This window comes from Pseudomonas vanderleydeniana, assembly GCF_014268755.2.
GTDB classification, from domain to species: domain Bacteria; phylum Pseudomonadota; class Gammaproteobacteria; order Pseudomonadales; family Pseudomonadaceae; genus Aquipseudomonas; species Aquipseudomonas vanderleydeniana.
Map to the genome: position 1 here is coordinate 1189085 of NZ_CP077093.1, position 18804 is coordinate 1207888.

General features: G+C 62.2%; 18 protein-coding genes and 1 tRNA gene. 9 read left to right on the forward strand and 10 right to left on the reverse strand.

What is annotated here, in order from left to right:
- Positions 1-93 precede the first annotated feature (93 nt).
- The 3 genes from HU752_RS05310 to HU752_RS05320 form a co-directional block, all read right to left on the reverse strand.
- The gene (locus HU752_RS05310) at positions 94-1401 is read right to left on the reverse strand and encodes an NAD(P)/FAD-dependent oxidoreductase (protein ID WP_186686384.1); all 1308 of its coding nucleotides are present in this window, start codon (positions 1399-1401) and stop codon (positions 94-96) included.
- A 63-nt stretch (positions 1402-1464) separates the two neighbouring features.
- Positions 1465-1638, reverse strand: a complete 174-nt coding sequence (locus HU752_RS05315; protein WP_186686382.1) for a DUF3094 family protein — start codon at positions 1636-1638, stop codon at positions 1465-1467.
- 304 nt (positions 1639-1942) lie between these two features.
- The gene (locus HU752_RS05320; RefSeq protein WP_186686380.1) at positions 1943-2572 is read right to left on the reverse strand and encodes a DUF1780 domain-containing protein; all 630 of its coding nucleotides are present in this window, start codon (positions 2570-2572) and stop codon (positions 1943-1945) included.
- A gap of 133 nt (positions 2573-2705) precedes the next feature.
- Between HU752_RS05320 and HU752_RS05325 the strand changes: the two genes are divergently transcribed.
- Both HU752_RS05325 and HU752_RS05330 read left to right on the forward strand, forming a co-directional pair.
- Positions 2706-3404: an energy-coupling factor ABC transporter permease gene (locus tag HU752_RS05325; protein ID WP_186686376.1), complete on the forward strand. Its 699-nt coding sequence runs from the start codon at positions 2706-2708 to the stop codon at positions 3402-3404.
- Positions 3405-3471: 67 nt separating this feature from the next.
- Positions 3472-3687: a hypothetical protein gene (locus HU752_RS05330; protein WP_186686360.1), complete on the forward strand. Its 216-nt coding sequence runs from the start codon at positions 3472-3474 to the stop codon at positions 3685-3687.
- Between the two features lie 11 nt (positions 3688-3698).
- On the opposite strand, the gene yacG is transcribed toward HU752_RS05330, so the two are convergent.
- The 6 genes from yacG to HU752_RS05360 all read right to left on the reverse strand — a co-directional run bounded on the left by yacG (position 3699) and on the right by HU752_RS05360 (position 8951).
- A complete protein-coding gene (yacG, locus tag HU752_RS05335; protein WP_186686357.1) occupies positions 3699-3902 on the reverse strand; it encodes a DNA gyrase inhibitor YacG in 204 nt (67 codons plus the stop codon).
- Positions 3899-4522, reverse strand: a complete 624-nt coding sequence (coaE, locus tag HU752_RS05340; RefSeq protein ID WP_186686341.1) for a dephospho-CoA kinase — start codon at positions 4520-4522, stop codon at positions 3899-3901. The genes yacG and coaE overlap by 4 nt, the downstream gene beginning before the upstream one ends.
- A complete protein-coding gene (locus HU752_RS05345; protein ID WP_186686338.1) occupies positions 4523-5392 on the reverse strand; it encodes a prepilin peptidase in 870 nt (289 codons plus the stop codon). It lies immediately after the preceding gene.
- 3 nt (positions 5393-5395) lie between these two features.
- Entirely contained in the window at positions 5396-6613 is a 1218-nt protein-coding gene (locus tag HU752_RS05350) for a type II secretion system F family protein (protein ID WP_186686335.1), read from the reverse strand.
- Positions 6614-6616: 3 nt separating this feature from the next.
- Positions 6617-8317 carry a type IV-A pilus assembly ATPase PilB gene (pilB, locus tag HU752_RS05355; protein WP_186686332.1) on the reverse strand — a complete coding sequence of 567 codons (1701 nt, stop codon included), beginning with the start codon at positions 8315-8317 and terminating at the stop codon, positions 6617-6619.
- A gap of 226 nt (positions 8318-8543) precedes the next feature.
- Complete coding sequence (locus HU752_RS05360; protein WP_437182355.1) at positions 8544-8951, reverse strand: pilin; 408 nt, start codon at positions 8949-8951, stop codon at positions 8544-8546.
- Between the two features lie 183 nt (positions 8952-9134).
- Here HU752_RS05360 and HU752_RS05365 point away from each other — a divergent pair, with 183 nt between their 5' ends.
- From HU752_RS05365 to HU752_RS05380, 4 genes are all read left to right on the forward strand, one after another.
- Positions 9135-10493: an O-antigen ligase family protein gene (locus HU752_RS05365; protein WP_186686395.1), complete on the forward strand. Its 1359-nt coding sequence runs from the start codon at positions 9135-9137 to the stop codon at positions 10491-10493.
- Positions 10494-10532: 39 nt separating this feature from the next.
- A tRNA-Thr gene (locus tag HU752_RS05370) sits at positions 10533-10608 on the forward strand.
- 120 nt (positions 10609-10728) lie between these two features.
- Positions 10729-12225: an AlkA N-terminal domain-containing protein gene (locus HU752_RS05375; RefSeq protein ID WP_186686318.1), complete on the forward strand. Its 1497-nt coding sequence runs from the start codon at positions 10729-10731 to the stop codon at positions 12223-12225.
- Positions 12222-12719 carry a methylated-DNA--[protein]-cysteine S-methyltransferase gene (locus HU752_RS05380; protein WP_186686316.1) on the forward strand — a complete coding sequence of 166 codons (498 nt, stop codon included), beginning with the start codon at positions 12222-12224 and terminating at the stop codon, positions 12717-12719. The genes HU752_RS05375 and HU752_RS05380 overlap by 4 nt, the downstream gene beginning before the upstream one ends.
- A 282-nt stretch (positions 12720-13001) precedes the next feature.
- Here the strand turns inward: HU752_RS05380 and nadC are convergent, their stop codons facing one another.
- Positions 13002-13850, reverse strand: coding sequence for a carboxylating nicotinate-nucleotide diphosphorylase (gene nadC / locus HU752_RS05385; RefSeq protein ID WP_186686313.1), 849 nt, complete (start codon positions 13848-13850; stop codon positions 13002-13004).
- Between the two features lie 358 nt (positions 13851-14208).
- Between nadC and HU752_RS05390 the strand changes: the two genes are divergently transcribed.
- From HU752_RS05390 to ampE, 3 genes are all read left to right on the forward strand, one after another.
- On the forward strand, positions 14209-16431 hold the full coding sequence (locus HU752_RS05390; protein WP_186686311.1) for a DUF1631 domain-containing protein: 2223 nt from the start codon (positions 14209-14211) through the stop codon (positions 16429-16431).
- Between the two features lie 82 nt (positions 16432-16513).
- Positions 16514-17077, forward strand: a complete 564-nt coding sequence (gene ampD, locus HU752_RS05395; protein WP_186686309.1) for a 1,6-anhydro-N-acetylmuramyl-L-alanine amidase AmpD — start codon at positions 16514-16516, stop codon at positions 17075-17077.
- Positions 17074-17916 (forward strand): regulatory signaling modulator protein AmpE, encoded by an 843-nt coding sequence (gene ampE / locus HU752_RS05400; protein WP_186686307.1) that lies wholly within the window; start codon positions 17074-17076, stop codon positions 17914-17916. The genes ampD and ampE overlap by 4 nt, the downstream gene beginning before the upstream one ends.
- Positions 17917-18804 lie beyond the last annotated feature (888 nt).

Sequence of the window (18804 nt, forward strand, 5' to 3'; positions counted from 1 at the left end):
GAGTTTTACAGTTGTTTTTTTCATGCTGCTTGCGGGCATGAGCCATTGCCGGCGAGGACAGTTGCAAGGCCGCCCCGCCGACACGCTGCTCGATCAGTGCAACTTCAACCGCGGATCGGTCCCGCGCCCAATCCGACTTCCCAGCATCAGCATCAACGTACGGAATGTGCCGTACAGCGCCATCTGGTGCATGCGGTACAGCGACACGTAGAACATCCGCGCCAGCCAACCTTCCAGCATCACGCTACCGGTCAGGTTACCCATCAGGTTACCCACGGCCGAGAAACGCGACAGCGAAATCAGCGAACCATAGTCGGTGTAGCGATACTCCGGCAGCGCACCGGCCTTGCCCTCGACCCGTTGTTTCAGCGATTTGGCCAGCAGCGACGCCTGCTGGTGGGCCGCCTGCGCGCGTGGCGGTACATTGCGGTCGCTATCCGGCTGCGGGCAGGCCGCGCAGTCGCCGAAGGCGAAGATGTTTTCATCGCGAGTGGTCTGCAGTGTTGGCAGAACCTGGAGCTGGTTGATCCGGTTGGTCTCCAGACCATCGATGTCCTTCAGGAAGCCAGGCGCGCGGATACCGGCGGCCCAGACTTTCAGGCTGGCCGGAATCACCTGGCCATCGGCGGTGATCAGGCTCTCGTTGGTCACTTCGCTGACCGCTGCGTTGGTCATCACCCGCACGCCGAGTTTTTCCAGGGTCTTGTGCACCGGTCCGCTGATCCGCTCTGGCAGGGCTGGCAGCACCCTTGGGCCGGCCTCGATCACGGTGATGTGCATGTTTTCCGGTTTGATCCGGTCCAGGCCATAGGCCGCCAGTTCATGGGCGGCGTTATGCAGTTCGGCAGCCAGTTCCACACCGGTGGCGCCGGCGCCGACGATGGCGACGCTGATCATCTGTTCCGGCGCGTCGTTCTGCCCGGCATGGGCGCGCAGGTAGTGGTTGAGCAACTGCTGGTGGAAGCGCTCGGCCTGCTTGCGGGTGTCGAGGAACAGGCAATGCTGCGCCGCGCCCTGGGTGCCGAAATCGTTGGTGGTACTGCCGACGGCGATCACCAGGGTGTCATAGGCCAGTTCGCGGGCCGGCAGCAGTTCCACGCCGTTTTCGTCGTAGGTGGCCGCCAGCTGGATCTTTTTCTCGGCGCGATCGAGCCCGCTCATGCGGCCCAACTGGAACTCGAAGTGGTTCCATTTCGCCTGGGCGACATAGTTGAGTTCGTCTTCCGAAGAGTTCAGGGAGCCGGCGGCCACTTCGTGCAGCAGGGGCTTCCAGATGTGGGTCAGGTTCGCGTCGACCAGCACGATGCTGGCACTGCCGCGCTTACCCAGGGTCTTACCCAGGCGGGTCGCCAACTCCAGGCCGCCGGCGCCGCCGCCAACGATCACGATACGATGGGTCATGGGGATATCTCGCAAGGCTAAAGGAAATCTGTGCCTGCGTTATCCGGGCGAGCGCGAGGCAGCTCATAGCGCCAGATAACTCAGGAGGCGGCTCAGCAGGCCCAGGCCGATCACCGCGACGAGCACCACGACCAGGAGCATCCACGGCCGAAAGGGCCGGCGCTCGACTTGGTGCTGGGAGAGTTGCAGGTACTCGTCGACATGTTTCTGGTCTTCCGGGTTCAGGCGGCTGCTCATAAAGAAGGTCTCTTCAGATAGACGTTGCCGAATGTGCAAACGCTACATGTGGGTTGGAGGGGGCATTGATATCCCGTTCGCGGATGAATCCGGCTCCCACAGGATTTGTGTCGCACGCCCCTGTGGGAGCCGGATTCATCAGCGAACAGACAGCCGGGACGACACCGAGTCTCCTTATGCCCCCACTCCCTGAAACCCTGCAGCGTTCATTTGAGCATAGCCGCCAAGAGAAGCTTCTCATGGGTGAGCGAATAAGGTGGATGATAACGCTTTGTATCGCCCCGTCGGCAATCTCGTCATGAAATTACAGGCTGATGCCTACGTCGAAGACGATGCTGCGCCCCAGGTTGCCACGCAGGAAGTCGGGCGCATCGGGGTGGGCGAACAGCACCCGGGCGAAGGTCGGTCCCACCAGTGACAACGAGCGCCAGCCCTGGCGCAGATACTCGGTGGGGGGCGGGAAGTGACTGTTGAGGTCAAGGACTTCGCGCTTGAGGCTGGCGAAGGCGATGATGTCCAGTTCGCTCAGGTCCAGGCCGCGCTCCTTGTAGTTGTGGGCCTTCTTGCGCAGGGTCGGTGCCAGGCGCAGCAGCAGCTCGGAAGCGGGAATGCGCCTGGGCTTGGCTTCGCGACGCACCAGTTGGCTCAGGGAAAACGCACTGCGCCGGCGTTGCAGTTCCTCGCGCCATTCGTCGTTCAGGCGTCGACCTTCGTCGAGCACGAAGAACACTTCGAAGCGTGCCTCGCGAAACAGCACGTCCGGTGGTTCCTGGCCGGCAGGGTGGAAATCATCGTTGTGGTAGGGGACGTTCAGCCCTTGCAGCAGGCGCTGGCAGACCCAACGCTCACGCTCCCATTTGCGGGCATTGGAGAGAAACGTGTTGGCTTGCTCGGCCTGGATGGTCAGCAAGCGTAAGAAGTCTGAGTCGTCCATGGCCCAAGCTTAGCGTTGAAATCGTGACAGCAGGAAGTGGCCCGGGGACTTTCTCCGGGCTGTCTGCGTATTGCCCGTGTAGACTGTAGGGCTTATCCGGGCAGGGAGTTCCAGGTGTGACGCAGAGGTGCTTATGATCGGTGCGCAATTGCTGTCGCCTGCCAGCCTGGTCATTGGCTGGCTGATCTATCTGCCGGTGGTGCTGTGGGCGGTCTGGCGTTCGCCGTGGGTCGAGCTGTTCACCGACAGTCGTCGTCAGCACCTGTTGTTCGGTACCGTGTTCGCCCTGTTCCTGCTCTGGTTGCTGCGTCGTGACTTCGACAGTGGCGTGTCCTATCACTTCATTGGCCTGACCGCGGTCACCTTGCTGCTCGACTGGCCGTTGGCGATTGTCGGTGCACTGGTCGCGCAACTCGGATTGGTGCTGTTGGGGCGGCAGGACCTGGCAGCCTTGGGCGTCAATGGCACGTTGCTGATCCTGTTGCCAGTGTTGGTCACCGAGGCCTGTGCGGTGCTGGTGGAGCGTGCCCAGCCACGCAATCCCTTCGTCTACATCTTCTGTTCGGGGTTCTTCGCTGCGGCCCTGGCAGCCTTGCTGTGCCTGCTGGCGAGCCTGGCGTTGCTGTGGTTCGACGGGCGCTTCGCGATGCCGGAGTGGCTGGAAGACTTCATCGGTTACCTGTGGCTGATCCTCTTTCCCGAGGCGTTCATCAACGGCACGGTGATCAGTGCGCTGGTGGTGTTCTGCCCCGAATGGCTGGAAACCTTCAACCGCACACGCTACCTGTCGGCGCCGTGGAAGGACAACGAGCCGCCCGGGAACTCTCGTTGATCTGCATCAAGTAAGCCGATCCGCATGACGCTCATGCTCGGAAAAACACCCGGGGAGGGGCGCAGTGATGAGTGTGTACGAGTGGGCGCGTCAGGAAGTGCGGGCCAGCGTGGAGGCCGCGCAGCTGGCGGGATTCGAACCGGGGCTGGGGCTGCGTGCCCTGCTCAGCGCGGTGGTGCAGCAGAGCAAGGCGTTGCGCAGTGCCGAGGACCTGGCCGACGAGCTGCAGTTTCTCGCCGAGAACCTTGATGACGATCAGGACTACGGCTTCATGCGGCCCTGATCCCGTGTGACTCAGTGGGTACGTGGCGACAGCTCTTCGGAGAACAGTTCGTCCTCGGCGTCCGGGGCGACCGGGATCTTGTGCTCTTCCGCCGCCCAGGCGCCCAGGTCGATCAGTTTGCAGCGGTCGGAGCAGAAGGGGCGGTTGATGTTGGTCGCTTTCCACTCCACGGGCGCTCCGCAGGTAGGGCATTCGACGGTCAGGGGCTGGCTCATGTTCGGCCTCCTTGTAAAGTCAGGTAAAAGTTGTGCAGACGCTCGACTTCGCTGTGCAGCCAGGCGCGGTCGCGGTCGTTGACCAGCACGTCGTCGGCGTATTTCAGGCGTTCCTCGCGCGTGGCCTGGGCCTTGAGAATGGCCTGCACCTGTGCCTCGCTCGTCTGGTCACGCTGCAGGGTGCGCTCGATCTGCAGCGCTTGCGGCGCATCGATGACCAGCACGCGCCGGGTTGTGGCGTACTGGCCGGATTCGATCAGTAGCGGCGACACCAGGATCGCATAGGGCGACTGGGCCTGGGCCAGGTGGCTGGCGATCTCGGCGGCGATCAGCGGGTGCAGTAGCGCTTCCAGCCAGCGCCGCTGCTCGGCGTCCTCGAAGATCAGCTTGCGCAACGCGGTGCGGTCCAGTTGGCCGTCGACCTGCAGCACGCCCGGGCCAAAGTGTTCGGCGATCTTCAGTAGCGCCGGGCGACCGGGCTCCACCACCCAGCGGGCGGCGTGGTCGGCATCCACGGCATGGATGCCCAGATCGATGAAGTGCTGGGCGGCAGCGCTCTTGCCGCTGCCGATGCCGCCGGTGAGGCCGAGAATCCAGGGTTTTGAAGCGGGTGTGGTCATTCAGAAACCGGCAAAGTGCAGATAGGAAGTGGTTATTTGACCACCCCAGAGCAATGCAATCCAGCCGGCAATTGCCAGATAGGGGCCGAAGGGGATCGGCGTCGAGGTCTGTGCGTTGCGCAGGCGCAGCAGAATCAGCCCGAGCAGGGCGCCGACCAGTGAGGACAGCAGGATCGTCAAGGGCAGGATCTGCCAGCCACCCCAGGCGCCGAGCATCGCCAGCAGCTTGAAGTCGCCGTGGCCCATGCCTTCCTTTCCGGTCAGCAGCTTGAACACCCAATACACCGACCAGAGGCTCAGGTAGCCGGCAACAGCGCCCCAGAGGGCGTCACCCAGGGACGTGAAGATTGCGAAGTGGTTGGCGATCAGGCCCAGCCAAAGCAGCGGCAGCACCAGGGCGTCCGGGAGTATCTGGTGGTCGGCGTCGATCAGGCTCATCGCCAGCAGCCCCCAGGTCAGCACCAGCATCAGCCCGGCAGGCCAGCCGAAACCGAAGTGCCAGGCGATGAATGCCGAAAGTAGGCCGCAGGCCAGTTCGGTCAGCGGGTAGCGTTTGCTGATCGGCGTCTTGCAGCTGGAGCATTTGCCGCGCAGCAGGGCGTAGCTGAGCAGTGGCAGGTTTTCCCAGGCGCGGATCGGGTGGTTGCAGTGTGGGCAGTGGGAATGGGGTAGCAGCAGGTTATAGGTCGTGGAGGGTTCGGTTTGCGGCAGGCCTAGTACTTCATGGGCTTGAGCGCGCCAGTCGCGTTCGAGCATTTTCGGCAGCCGCCAGATCACGACATTGAGGAAACTGCCGACGACCAGGCCGAGAACGAGCGCGAAAAAAACGAAGGCCAGCGGGCTGCTGGCCAGGAAATCGGGTAGGGACATCGGTTAGACCACTTGGCCAAGCTTGAAAATGGGCAGGTACATGGCGATCACCAGGCCGCCGACGATGACGCCGAGGACGGCCATGATCAGCGGCTCCATCAGGCTGGTGAGGCTGTCGACGCTGTTGTCGACCTCGGTTTCGTAGTAGGTCGCGACCTTGTCGAGCATGTCGTCGAGGGCTCCGGATTCTTCGCCGATAGATGTCATCTGGACGGCCATGCTGGGGAAAACACCGGTCGCGCGCATGGAAAAGTTCAGCTGCATGCCCGTGGAAACATCCTGCTTCACGCGATTGACCGCATTTCTGAAGACGACGTTACCGGTAGCTCCAGCCACGGAGTCCAGAGCTTCTACCAGGGGCACGCCTGCGGCAAAAGTAGTCGACAGCGTTCGAGCGAAGCGGGCCACGGCGGATTTGTAGAGCAACTGCCCGATGATGGGAAGTTTCAGCAGGGCACGGTCAAGCCCATCGCGAAATTTCTCCGATTTTTTATAGGTGCGCTTGAGGGCGAAGCCTGCCGCCACCAGGCCACCGATAACAATCAGCCACCAGTCCTGGAGGATTTGCGAAAGCCCAATCACCATCAGGGTGAAAGCGGGCAGCTCCGCGCCAAAACTGGCGAAAATAGTCTGGAACTGTGGCACCACCTTGATCAGCAGAATGCCGGACACGACAATCGCCACCAGGATCACCGCGATGGGGTAGGTCATGGCCTTCTTGATCTTGGCCTTGAGTGCCTCGGTTTTTTCCTTGTAGGTGGCCACCCGCGACAGCAGGCTTTCCAGGGCACCGGCCTGTTCGCCTGCATCGACCAGGTTGCAATAGAGCTCGTCAAAGTACTCCGGTTTCTTGCGCAGCGACGTAGCGAAGCTGTTGCCGGCAGCCACTTCCTGTTTGATCTCGTCCACCAGCTTGCGAATGTTCGGGTTGTCGAAGCCTTCTGAAATGATATCGAAGGACTGTAGTAACGGCACTCCAGCCTTCATCATGGTTGCCATCTGACGAGTGAACAGGGCGATATCGAGCGGCTTGATGCGTTTACCCTTGCTGAATATCGAAACGCCCTTTTTTCGTACCCGGCCCGGGTTTATTCCTTGTTTACGCAGTTGGGCCTTGATCAGCGCCGGGTTGTGACCGCTCAGCTCGCCGGTCATCTTCGTACCTTTCTTGTCGGTACCCTCCCAGGCGTAAACACTGACTTTTGCCCCTTTCGTTGCCATGGCTTAATCCTTGGTCACCCGGTTGATTTCTTCCAGGCTGGTCAGTCCCTGCATGGCCTTGCGCAAGCCTGAGGTCCGCAGGTCGTTGAAACCGTCCTTGCGCATCTGCTCATCGATTTCAATCGAATTGCCCTCGGCCATGATCAGGCGCTGAAGTGCGGAAGTGTTCTTCACCACCTCGTAGATACCGATACGACCTTTGTAGCCACCATTGCATTGGTCGCAGCCGACCGGTTCGTAGATCTTGAACCGGCCGATCTGTTCCGATGGGAATCCCTCCTTGATCAGGGCTTCCTCGGGTATATCCATTTCCTTCTTGCAGTGCGAGCACAGCTTGCGTGCCAGACGCTGGGCGATGATCAGGCTGACCGAAGTGGCGATGTTGAAGCCGGGAATGCCCATGTTCTGCAGGCGAGTCAGTGTTTCCGCGGCGCTGTTGGTGTGCAGGGTCGACAGCACCATGTGGCCGGTCTGGGCCGCCTTGATCGCGATTTCGGCGGTTTCCAGGTCGCGGATCTCACCAACCATGATCACGTCCGGGTCCTGGCGCAGGAACGAGCGCAGGGCCTGGGCGAAGTCCAGGCCCTGTTTCGGATTGACGTTGACCTGGTTGATGCCTTCCATGTTGATCTCCACCGGGTCTTCGGCGGTGGAGATATTGATGTCCACGGTGTTGAGAATATTCAGGCCGGTATACAGCGAGACGGTCTTGCCGGAACCAGTGGGGCCGGTGACCAGAATCATGCCCTGAGGCTGTTTCAGGGCTGAGAGGTAGAGCTCTTTCTGGTCTGGCTCGTAACCCAGCGCATCGATACCCATCTGTGCGCTGGAAGGGTCGAGGATCCGCATCACGATCTTTTCGCCCCACAGGGTCGGCAGGGTGTTGACCCGGAAGTCGATGGCCTTGGTCTTCGAAATCCGCATCTTGATGCGGCCGTCCTGGGGTTTTCGGCGCTCGGAAATATCCATGCTGGCCATCACTTTCAGGCGTGCTGCGATCCGACCAGACAGGTGAATGGGTGGCCGGGCGACTTCCTTCAGCATACCGTCGGTACGTAGGCGCACACGATAGATCTTTTCATAAGGTTCGAAGTGCAGGTCGGAGGAGCCGCCCTTGATGGCATCCAGCAACATCTTGTTGACGAAGCGCACCACTGGCGCGTCATCCGCGTCCTGACCGGCAATGGCTTCGTGCTTCTTATCGTCGACCGACTCGATGTCCAGGCCGTCCAGGTCGATATCGCCGATGTCGTCGATGCCTGATACGTGGTTGTCGAAGAACTTGTCGATGGCATCGGTAAGCTTGTCATCCTCGACCAGGATGGCTTCGGTGTTCAGGCCGGTGCTGAACTGGATATCGGTGATCGCCTGATGGTTGCTCGGGTCCGAGATGCCGACAAACAGCTTGTTGCCTCGACGCCACAGGGGCAGGACGTGGTGCTGGCGGATCAGCTTCTCGCTGACCAAGCCCTTAGGTTGGCTCTCCTTGTCGAGACAGCTCAGGTCGAGCAGGGCAACACCGAAATGCTCGGAGGCGACCTCTGCGACCTGGCGGCTTTTTACCAACTTGTTCTGTACCAGATAGCTGACCAGTGAGATCCGATTGCGTTGGGCTTGCTGAAACGCCTGCTGGGCGTTCTTGTCGGTAATCAGCTCGGCCGCGACCAGTTGCTTGGCCAGGCCGGAAAGGGCGATATCGTTCATTGGAGCACCAGGCACATACACTTGGAGTCTTATAGCCTAGTCGGGCGGCGGTGCCAAATTTGACCGTGGGGGTGACAAAAAATGTCATTTTTTGTCGTGGCGTAGCACGCTACCGTCTGCTTGATAAAACACTGCGATATTTTTTGGGGACATGAAAAACCGCCGTAGCGAAGTACTTACGGCGGCTCTTAACTCCAGGGTTTTGCCAGATACCACTTAGGTTACGTTAGTTTTTGACATACCCATTGGTCACACAGTTCCCACCGTAAGTCCAGTATTGAAAGTTTGCATCTGGTGTGAGAGTGCAGGTATCGGCCGCAGCGATCCCCTTGTAGGCGTTGGGGGTTGCGGTGATTACACCTGCTGCCGAGACGGCAATGGTGTTCAGGGCCCCGCCCGCTTGGTTGGTCGGTAGCGTGATATTCAAGAGCGCCGCAGTGTTGCACTGTCCAATAGCAGACGTTTGTTGAAAACAGATGGTGATTGCTGTTTTGACCGGATCCATAGCTGCTACAACTTCGGTGTATGCTGCCTTTCTCGTGTAGTTCTGATAGGCCGGTAGCGCAACAGCTGCCAAAATGCCAATGATCGCCACAACGATCATTAGTTCAATCAGCGTAAAGCCCTTTTGCATCGCGTTCATGGGTACTACCTCTTGATGGATTCTGTTTTTTGACGTTTGGCGCTTTTCTGGATCCTCAGCAAGTCACGTGCCAAAGCAGTAATAGCCGTTGCTCTGCTTTTTGGTTCCAATTCATTTATTGATAGTGCACTCATTTTGAAAGGAAAAATTTACCTGCTGGCCTGTCTTGTTCTGATGGCTGTATCGATTTCTCTTCCAGTCAGTGGGCATGACTGGCAGCGCTCTATTCAGGCTCTCGTCTTGCTGACGGCGCTGGGGTTTATGGCGTCTTTGACTCCTCTGATTGCAGCGAGGAGGCTTGACGGCCTATCTGGCACTGCTTGTTCCCTCATGACCCTGCTGGGGCTCTGCTCTTCATTGGGGGCACGCCAGCCGCAATGGGGCCTTGTCGAGCTGTCCTTGGCTGTTGGTTTATGCCTCGCGGCATTGGCTTTTTCCGTGGCAAGGGTTACCTTGAGTGAGGAGGGTGACAGAGCCTTGTTGCTGTTCCTTGTATTGCTTTGCGCTATCAAGACCTTTCAATTTCTGGTTGTCGGGCTTGATGTTTTTATGACTGCTCCTGCGGTCTTGGATACTGATCGCCTGATTGCAGGCTTCTCCAACAAACGCTTCTACGGTCAGTTCCAAACCTTCACCCTGCCGTTGCTGACGCTTCCGTTGCTGCTATCCCACGCTCAGCGCTCTACCCGTGTATTGGTCTTCTCACTCCTGGCCCTCTGGTGGTTGATCTGTATAACCGGTGGAACTCGCGGCAGCTGGCTAGGAATGGGGGCAGCAGCTTGCGTGCTGTTCATCGCCGGCCACTCCGGCAAACGTTGGATCGCCTGGCAACTCCTTGCCGTCGCTCTCGGCATCACCCTCTACTGGCTCTTGTTCAACGTACTAACCGGCTATCTCGGCATCGAGGTCACCAACGCTGCCAGCGACCGCCTCACCACCTCCCTCTCCGGCCGTGGCCCCCTCTGGCAACAAGCCTGGGACATGATCCGCGAACGCCCCTGGCTCGGCTTCGGCCCCATGCACTTCGCCGATATCCACAACCCCATCGCCGCCCACCCGCACCAGGCCATCCTGCAGTGGGCCTGCGAGTGGGGCATCCCCTCCACCCTGCTGGTGATGTGGCTGGTCGGCCGTGGACTCTGGGCCACTTTCCGCCTGGTCCGCGAACGCGCCGACTCCAACGATCCGGTCGACCTGCTGCGTGTCTGCCTGTTCGCCAGCCTGATCGGCGCGCTGACTCAATCCATGGTCGACGGCGTGATCGTCATGCCGTACTCCCAGCTGTGGCTGTCCCTGGTGGTCGGCTGGCTGATGGGCATTCACGTCTGGAAAAGCGAACCCGCCAAACCCAATGCGCTCATCCACTGGTCCTGGATGGGCATCAGCACCGCCGCCGTGCTGTTCCTGGTCTACGTGGTCATCCGCGACGTGCCGCACCTGGAGGAGCGCAACAAGCTCTACCAGCAACAATATGGTGGTCATCTCCAGCCGCGCTTCTGGGCACAAGGCGTAATCGCGATCAAGCCCGATTAGCTTGCTCCGTTCGTCGCCCGATGCTAGCGTTAGCGCCACGCCGGTGTAGCTCAGTCGGTAGAGCAGCGCACTCGTAACGCGAAGGTCGTAGGTTCGATTCCTATCTCCGGCACCATCCCCCAAAACCGGCCCCACCAGGCCGGTTTTTTATTGCCTGGAATATTCTGCGACAGTCCTGGTCATTGCTGTCCGAAAATGGCGAGTACGCCTCCATGCCCGGTGCTAACCTGCGCCCATGAACAGGACAAACGCCGTGCCATTTCCCCCTGCCGAGATCTGCGAGAAGGCCCGCCTGAGCCGCGATGCGCGGTTCGACGGGGTGTTCTTCACCGCCGTGCTCAGCACCCGCATCTACTGCCGGCCGGTCTGCCCCGCGCGACCGCCCAAGGTCGAGAACGTGCAGTACTACCCCAGCGCCGCCGCCGCCGAGGCGTTGGGCTTCCGGCCCTGCCTGCGTTGCCGCCCGGAACTGGCGCCAGGCAACAGCGTCTGGCTGCACGGCGAGCACCAGGTAGCCCGGGCCCTGAAGCTGATCCACGAGGGTTTTCTCGCCGAGCACTCGCTCGACGAGCTGGCCGCGCGCCTGGATGTCGGCGGGCGGCAGTTGCGCCGGCTGTTCGTCCAGCACCTCGGCGCGCCGCCGATGGCGGTGCATGCGACCCAGCGCCTGCTGTTCGCCAAGCAGTTGCTGACCGAAACCGCCCTGCCGATCACCGAAGTGGCGCTGGCCTCGGGTTTCCAGAGCCTGCGGCGGTTCAATTCGGCGTTTGCCGAGGCCAACCATGTTGCGCCTCGGGAATTGCGACGCACGCCTCGGACGACCGCCGACAATTCGCTGGTCCTGCGTCTGGGCTATCGGCCGCCCTACGACTTCGAGGCCTTGCTCGGTTTTCTCGCCGGCCGGGCCCTGCCGGGTATCGAAGTGGTCGGGGAGGGCCGCTATCGCCGGGTCTTCGGCAATCCCGAGTCGCCTAGCTGGTTGCAGGTCAGCGCCTGGCCCGGTGGGGCGCATGCCTTGAAGCTGGAGCTGTTCAACGTGCCACCGGCGCAGATGTTGCCGGTGGTGACGCGGATTCGGCGGGTGTTCGACCTGGATGCCGATCCACAGGCGATTGCCGCGACCCTGGGCGCGAGCCCGGTGCTGGCGCCGCTGGTCGAGCGTTATCCCGGCCAGCGGTTGCCCGGTGGCTGGGACGGCTTCGAGGTGGCGGTGCGGGCGGTGCTGGGGCAGCAGGTCAGCGTCGCGGCGGCGCGCACCCTGGCCGCGCGCCTGGTGACCCACTTCGGCAGCGTACTCGAAGTGCCGCCAGCGCCAGGGCTGGATCGGTTGTTCCCGAGGCCGGAGCAACTGCTCGACGCCGACCTGGGGTCGATCGGCGTCATCCGTGCCCGAACCGCGACCATCCAGGGCATTGCCCGGGCGCTGATGGAAGGGCGAGTGAATTTTCGGGCCGAGCAGCGCCTGGAGGATTTCGTTCGGAGCTGGGTCGCCTTGCCGGGCATCGGCGACTGGACGGCCCATTACATTGCCATGCGGGTGCTCAGTCACCCGGATGCGTTCCCCGCCGCGGACCTGATCCTGCGGCGGGAGGTGGTGGCGGAGGGTCCGCCACTCAGTACCCGGGCCCTGCAGGCCATGGCCGAAGACTGGCGCCCCTGGCGGGCCTATTCGGTCATGTACCTGTGGCGCCAGGCGGTGGAGTCGGAATTGATACGCAGGAGCCGGAAATGACCACAAGCCAGATCTACTACGACGTGATCCCTTCGCCCATCGGGCCGATGATGCTGGTTGCCGATGACGATGGATTGCGCGAGCTGCGCTTCGAGCTGGACTACCGGCCGCAGACGCCGCTGGACGGCTGGCTGCATGCGCCGGAAAAACTTGCCTTGGTGCGACGGCAACTGGAGGAGTATTTCGCCGGTGAGCGGCTGGCGTTCGACCTCAAGCTCAACATGCGCGGAACCGAGTTTCAACGCGAGGTGTGGGACGCGCTGGTGACGATCCCCTACGGCGGCATCACCAGCTATGGGCAGATCTGTCAGCAGATCAATCGGCCCAAGGCCTCACGGGCGGTGGGCGCGGCCAATGGGCGCAATCCGGTGCCGGTGATCGTGCCCTGTCATCGGGTGATCGGCAGCAACGGCACGCTCACCGGTTTCGGGGGCGGGCTGGCGGCCAAGCAGTGGTTGCTGGAGCATGAGGCGCGGCACTTTCAGTTGCATTGAGGCTCAGTGCCGCTCTCCTACCTGTGGGCTACACCGAACCCGCTCTTGTGGGAGACTCTATGGTTGTGGGCAAGACTTGAGGGCCTATTCGCGGGCAAGCCACGCGCCTACAGAGGGGCGCGGTCCTCCGAGTCTGGCGCGGTCATTGTGGGAGACGGCCGGGCGGCGCTCCGCTTGCTGGCGATTGCGCCAGTTCAGTCAACCATGTTGTTGACTGTCAGAACGCTATCACCAGCAAGCCGGCTCCCACAGGTCGGGTGAAGCCAGCGGGCTGGGCGGGCGTCAGAGACTCAGGCGCATCGACAGGTCCACTGCCTTCACGTCCTTGGTCATCGCACCGATGGAGATGTAGTCCACGCCGGTCTCGGCAATCGGCCGCAGGGTGCTTTCGTTGATGCCGCCGCTGGCTTCCAGCTTGGCCTTGCCGGCGTTCAGGCGTACGGCTTCGCGCATGTCGTCCAGGCTCAACTCGTCGAGCATGATGATGTCGGCGCCGGCCGCCAGCGCTTCCTTCAGCTCATCCAGGCTTTCCACCTCGATCTCCACCGGCTTGCCGGGGGCGATCTTGTGCGCGGCGCTGATGGCCTGGGCGATGCCGCCGCAGGCGGCGATGTGGTTTTCCTTGATCAGGAAGGCATCGTAGAGGCCGATGCGATGGTTGTGGCAGCCGCCGCAGGTTACCGCGTACTTCTGCGCCAGGCGCAGGCCGGGCAGGGTCTTGCGGGTATCGAGCAGCCTGACCGAGGTGTCGGCCACCAGGTCGGCGTAGTAGCGCGCGTGGGTGGCGACGCCCGAGAGCATCTGCAGGAAGTTCAGCGCGCTGCGTTCGCCGGTGAGCAGCGAGCGCGCCGGGCCCTCGAGGTGGAACAGCGCCTGGTTCGGGCTGACCCGCTCGCCGTCGCGCACCTGCCAATGCACCGCGACCCGTGGGTCGAGCTGGCGGAACACGGCATCGACCCAGGCGGTGCCGGCAATGGTCGCCGCGTCACGGGTGATGATGGTGGCCTTGGCCAGCCGTTCGGCGGGGATCAGTTGTGCGGTGATGTCGCCGCTGCCGACGTCTTCGAGTAACGCACGGCGCACGTTGGCTTCGATTTCGGCGGTGAGGTCGGCGAGACGTAGATTCGGCATAACGGGCTCCACAAACAAAGTCCCTCGATTATAGGGCCCTGGCATCGCCCAACCCAAGGCGCACCCATCGTCCCAAGGCTGGCAAACCGACATTTTGTCGTTTTGCGTGAGCTTTTTTGCGTCTGCGATGGTCTACCAGCGACAAGGTGAAAAACGAGTTGCAGAGTTCGCTAGCAAAAGTGACATCTTTTGCAAGATAATATGACTTGTAATTGACGTCATAGCTTTGACGTCTCTGTGATTCCCCGATTATCGATAGCCGATAGTGGCCTTGGGCTGCTACCGGGAGCGGGTCGCCAGCGACCACGTACCCACCGATTGTTCACGCTGGATCAACGAACCGCAGAGGGAGGCTTGGATGCACAACGACGGGAAGGTAGTGCCTTTGCACAAGGCTACCGATGAACGAGCGACGCCGTCGCCGCTCGCCCGTTTGCCCGTGGTTCTGCTCCAGGTGCGCGATAAGGCCGCGCAGCAGCTGCGCCAGGCGCTGCAGGCCCTGTTCGACAATGCCGACGACACGCTGTTCGAGATGGCTGACAAGGCCCTGAACAACGTTGACCAGAACACCTTCTTCGAAGCCATGCGCGATCTGCGGCTCAAGCGCAAGCACATTGAGCGCGGCTTCCATGAGCGCTTCGCCGACGCCTTCGCTGCCCTGGGCCAGTACGATGTCCACGAGGTGGCCCTCGCCACGCCGATGGCCTACGACAAACTGGCCTTGGTGCCGAACGATGAGCTGGAGCGGACCGTCGCCCTGGACGCCATGGTCGCCAAGGTCCTCAGCCGCGATGGCCTGGCCCTCGGCCAGCTGACCGCACGCCTGAATGCGCTGGTCACCCGCCGCCTCGATGACCAGAGCAACCCCATGGGCCCGGCGATGCTCTGCGAGTATTTCCTCGAGGCCGGGCGCGACCTGGGGGTGGAGATCAAGGTCAAGCTGATCATCCTCAAGCTGTTCGAAAAGTATGTCCTGCGCGATACCGATCACCTGTACGCGGACGCCAACCAGCTGCTGATCGCCACCGGCGTGCTGCCGGAGCTCAAGGCGATTCCGGCGCGGCGCTCCTCCGATCGTCCGGCCGCGAACGCGCGGCAACGCCAGGATGAGTCGGGAGCGCAGCGGCCGGGGACCGCGACCCTCGATGCCAGTGTCCAGGAAGTGTTCTCGGCGCTGCAGGACCTGCTGCAGCATGTACGCGGCACTGTCGCCCCCAAGCTCGATGCCGGCTCCGAGATCCAGCCGATTTCCACCCGCGACCTGTTGCGGCTGCTGTCGCACCTGCAGCAGTACGTGCCGACCCAGGCGGCGACGGACGATTTCGACCTGCGCAACCAGCTGGAGCAACTGCTGACCCGGGTCAGCGTCAAGAGCGGCAAGTCGCGCGTGGTCGGCGGGATGGACGAGGACGTGATCAACCTGATCGCGATGCTCTTCGAATTCATCCTCGACGACCGCAACCTGCCGGACTGCCTCAAGGCGCTGATCGGCCGCCTGCAGATCCCGATGCTGAAGGTGGCGGTACTGGACAAGAGCTTTTTCAGCCGGGGCAGCCATCCGGCCCGCCGCCTGCTGAACGAAATCGCCTCGGCCTCCATGGGTTGGGGCGCCCGCGATGACTACCAGCGTGACGCCTTGTACCTGCGCATCGAGCAGATCGTGCAGCGGCTGCTGAACGACTTCGTCGACGATCCGGCGATCTTTTCCGAGCTGCTCACGGATTTCCTCGTCTTCACCAGCGATGAGCGCCGCCGCAGCGAACTGCTCGAACAGCGGACCCGGGATGCCGAGGAGGGTCGGGCCAAGGCCGAACAGGCACGGCAGCGGGTCCAGGCGGTCTTGAACGAGCGGCTGTTGGGCAAGACCCTGCCTGAGGTCGTGGTGCAGTTGCTGCAGGAAGCCTGGAGCAAGGTGCTGCTGCTCATCTGGCTCAAGCACGGCGAGCAGTCCACCGAATGGCAGGCCGGCCTGCAGACCATGGACGACCTGATCTGGAGCGCCGATCCCCAGGGGCTGGCCGACGCGCGGCCACGCCTGCTGGAGCTGGTACCCGGCCTGCTCAAGGCCCTGCGTGACGGCCTGGCCAGCGCGGCGTTCGATCCATTCGCCACCAGCGAGTTCTTCAGCCAGTTGGAAAGCCTGCACGTCCAGGTGTTCCAGCGCCTGGCCAAGCAGAGTGTCGAGCCGGCCAGGAGCGAAGCGCAGCAGCCGGCGATGGTCGAGGTGCTGGAGGAAATCGTCCTCAGTGCCGCTGATGAGGGCAGCCGCGAGGAGCGGAGGGTGGAGTTGCCGGAAAACGATGTCGGCCTGTCGTGGGTTCGGCAGTTGCGGATCGGCCACTGGGTCGAGTTCCGCGAGGACGAGGAGAACAGCCAGCGGTGCAAGCTGGCGGCGATCGTCGATCCGACCGGCAAGTACATCTTCGTCAACCGCACCGGCATGAAGGTGCTGGAGCGGACCGCCCAGGGCCTGGCCGTCGAGTTCCGCCGTGGCGCGGTGCGGTTGCTGGACGACACGCTGCTGTTCGACCGCGCCCTGGCGTCGGTCATCGGCAATCTGCGGCGGCTGAAGAAACGCTGAGGTTTTTCTGCGCGGCTGCTGCCCATCGGGGCTGCTCTCACGGCATACTGAGGCAGTCGCTTTCATCCTCGAAGGAATCTGTATGCAGCTGGATCCCGCCACGGGTTGGTGCCAGGCCGTCGTTCACTGCCCGTCGCCCAACTTCAACGAGCGCCCCGAAGGGGAAGTTTCCCTCTTGGTGATCCACAACATCAGCCTGCCGCCGGGGCAGTTCGGTACCGGCAAGGTCCAGGAGTTCTTCCAGAATCGCCTGGACATTACGGAACACCCTTACTTCGACGGTATCGCCCACCTACGCGTGTCTGCGCATTTTCTGATTGAACGTGACGGCAAGGTCACGCAGTTTGTCTCCTGTCTGGAACGCGCCTGGCATGCCGGTGTGTCGAGCTTCGAGGGGCGTGAAACCTGTAATGATTTTTCCCTGGGCATCGAGCTGGAGGGCACCGATGATCTGCCGTTCACCGAGGCGCAGTACCATTCGCTGATTGCCCTGACTCGCCAGTTGATGGCGCAGTACCCGGGCATCACCCCGCAACGGATCTGCGGCCACAGCGACATTGCCCCGGGACGCAAGACCGATCCGGGCGAGGGTTTTGACTGGGGGCGCCTGCGCGCCGCCCTGCTGGAAAAAGGAGAGTCGCAATGAGTTTTCTGGTGCTGCTGCTGGCGGTGTGGATCGAGAAGTTCTCGGCCTTGCGCCAGCGTGTCCAGCGTGATGGCGCCTGGCTGGGCGAACTGGCCCGGCTTGAGGCCAGCCCGCGCTGGGGGCAACGGCCCTGGCTGATCCTGGGGCTGCTGGTGCTGCTGCCGGTGGTTCTGCTCGGTTTGCTGTTGATGGTGCTGCAACCGGTGGCCTATGGGCTGCTGGCCCTGCCGGTACACCTGCTGGTGGTGGTCTACAGCCTGGGCCGTGGCGACCTGCTGGCGGCACTGGGGCCGTTCCGTGATGCCTGGCGTCGTGGAGACCTGCAGGCCGGCGTGCATGTCGCCCGGCGTGACATGAACCTGAGTTGTGCCGACAACGGCGAGGAACTGCTGGAGAAGGTCCAGGGCTACCTGCTGTGGCAGGCCTACCAGAGCTTCTTCGTGGTGATCTTCTGGTATTTCCTGCTCGGTCCGGTGGCGGCCCTGAGCTACCGCTTGCTGGCCCTGGCGGTCGAGCGCAGCCAGAACCCGGCGCTGGTCGAGCGTGCCACCCTGCTGCGCCATGCCTTCGACTGGCTGCCGGTGCGGCTGCTGGCGGCGAGCCTGGCCCTGGTCGGCAACTTCGTGGCGGTCAGCCGGATCATGCTGCATGAACTGCTCAACTGGGACATCACCGCGCGGCAACTGATCGAAAAGGTCGGGCGCGTCGCTGGTGAAGTGCCGGCTTCGGCAGAGGGGTCCGATGGCGTCTCCAGCCTGGACAGCCTCTGGGAGCTGCTGCTGCGGGCGGCACTGCTGTGGTACGCCGGGTTCGCCTTGTGGACGTTGCTGATCCGCTAGAAACCCGTGTCCCCGGGTCTGGCGCTTTCGAGGCGTCGGCCCCGCGCGACGGCGACCCCATGGTCACCACCGTCCCGATGGGTTGCCTGCTCGGGTCCGGTTAACCTTAAGTTACAAAACTCTCTTTCAAATTACGTTATACAGGCAGTAGCTGCGGATACTGGCTATATGCCTGTGCCCCTGCCGCCACTATAAAAATAATAGGAAAGGGAGCGTTCTAGTGAAGAGTTTGCTATTTCCCGCCGTCGCCCTGATGAATCGCCTGAGCTTCGGGAAGAAGTTCAGCCTGATCAGCGTGCTGTTCTTCGCGCCGATGCTGGTGACCAACTTCTACCTGGTGCGCGATTCCTACCGCGAATTTTCCGCCACCCAGGTCGAGCTGCAGAGCCTGGACCTGCTCGGCAGCAGCCTGGCCCTGCGACGTGACCTGGAAACCCTGAACAACCAGGTGCAGATCAATGCCGTACTCGGCCAGTCCGGCAAGGCCGGCGATCTGGAAGGGCGAATCAGCCAACTTGAACAGAGCGTGCTTGCCCGGCTGCAAGGGCTGAGCGCGGTAACCGGCGACCCTGAGCAACTGGCACTGTTCACCGCCAAGCGCGATGAGCTGATCGCCGCCTTCAAGGCCCAGCAAGCCGAGACCTCCTTGCAGAGCAAGAGCGCACTGATCGACAAGCTGCTGGGCAAGGCGCAGATCTTCGGCAAGATCGTCGCCAGCCAGTCCGGCCTCAGCCGCGACGCCCAGGGCGACCTGCGCCAACTGAGCGAGCTGGTCACCAGCGTTACCCCGCAAGTCACCCAGACCCTCGGCGAAGGCCGCGCCATGGGTGCCTATTCCCTCGGCCAGGGCTTTCTCAATTCATCCTCGAGCACCCGCTTCGACGAGCT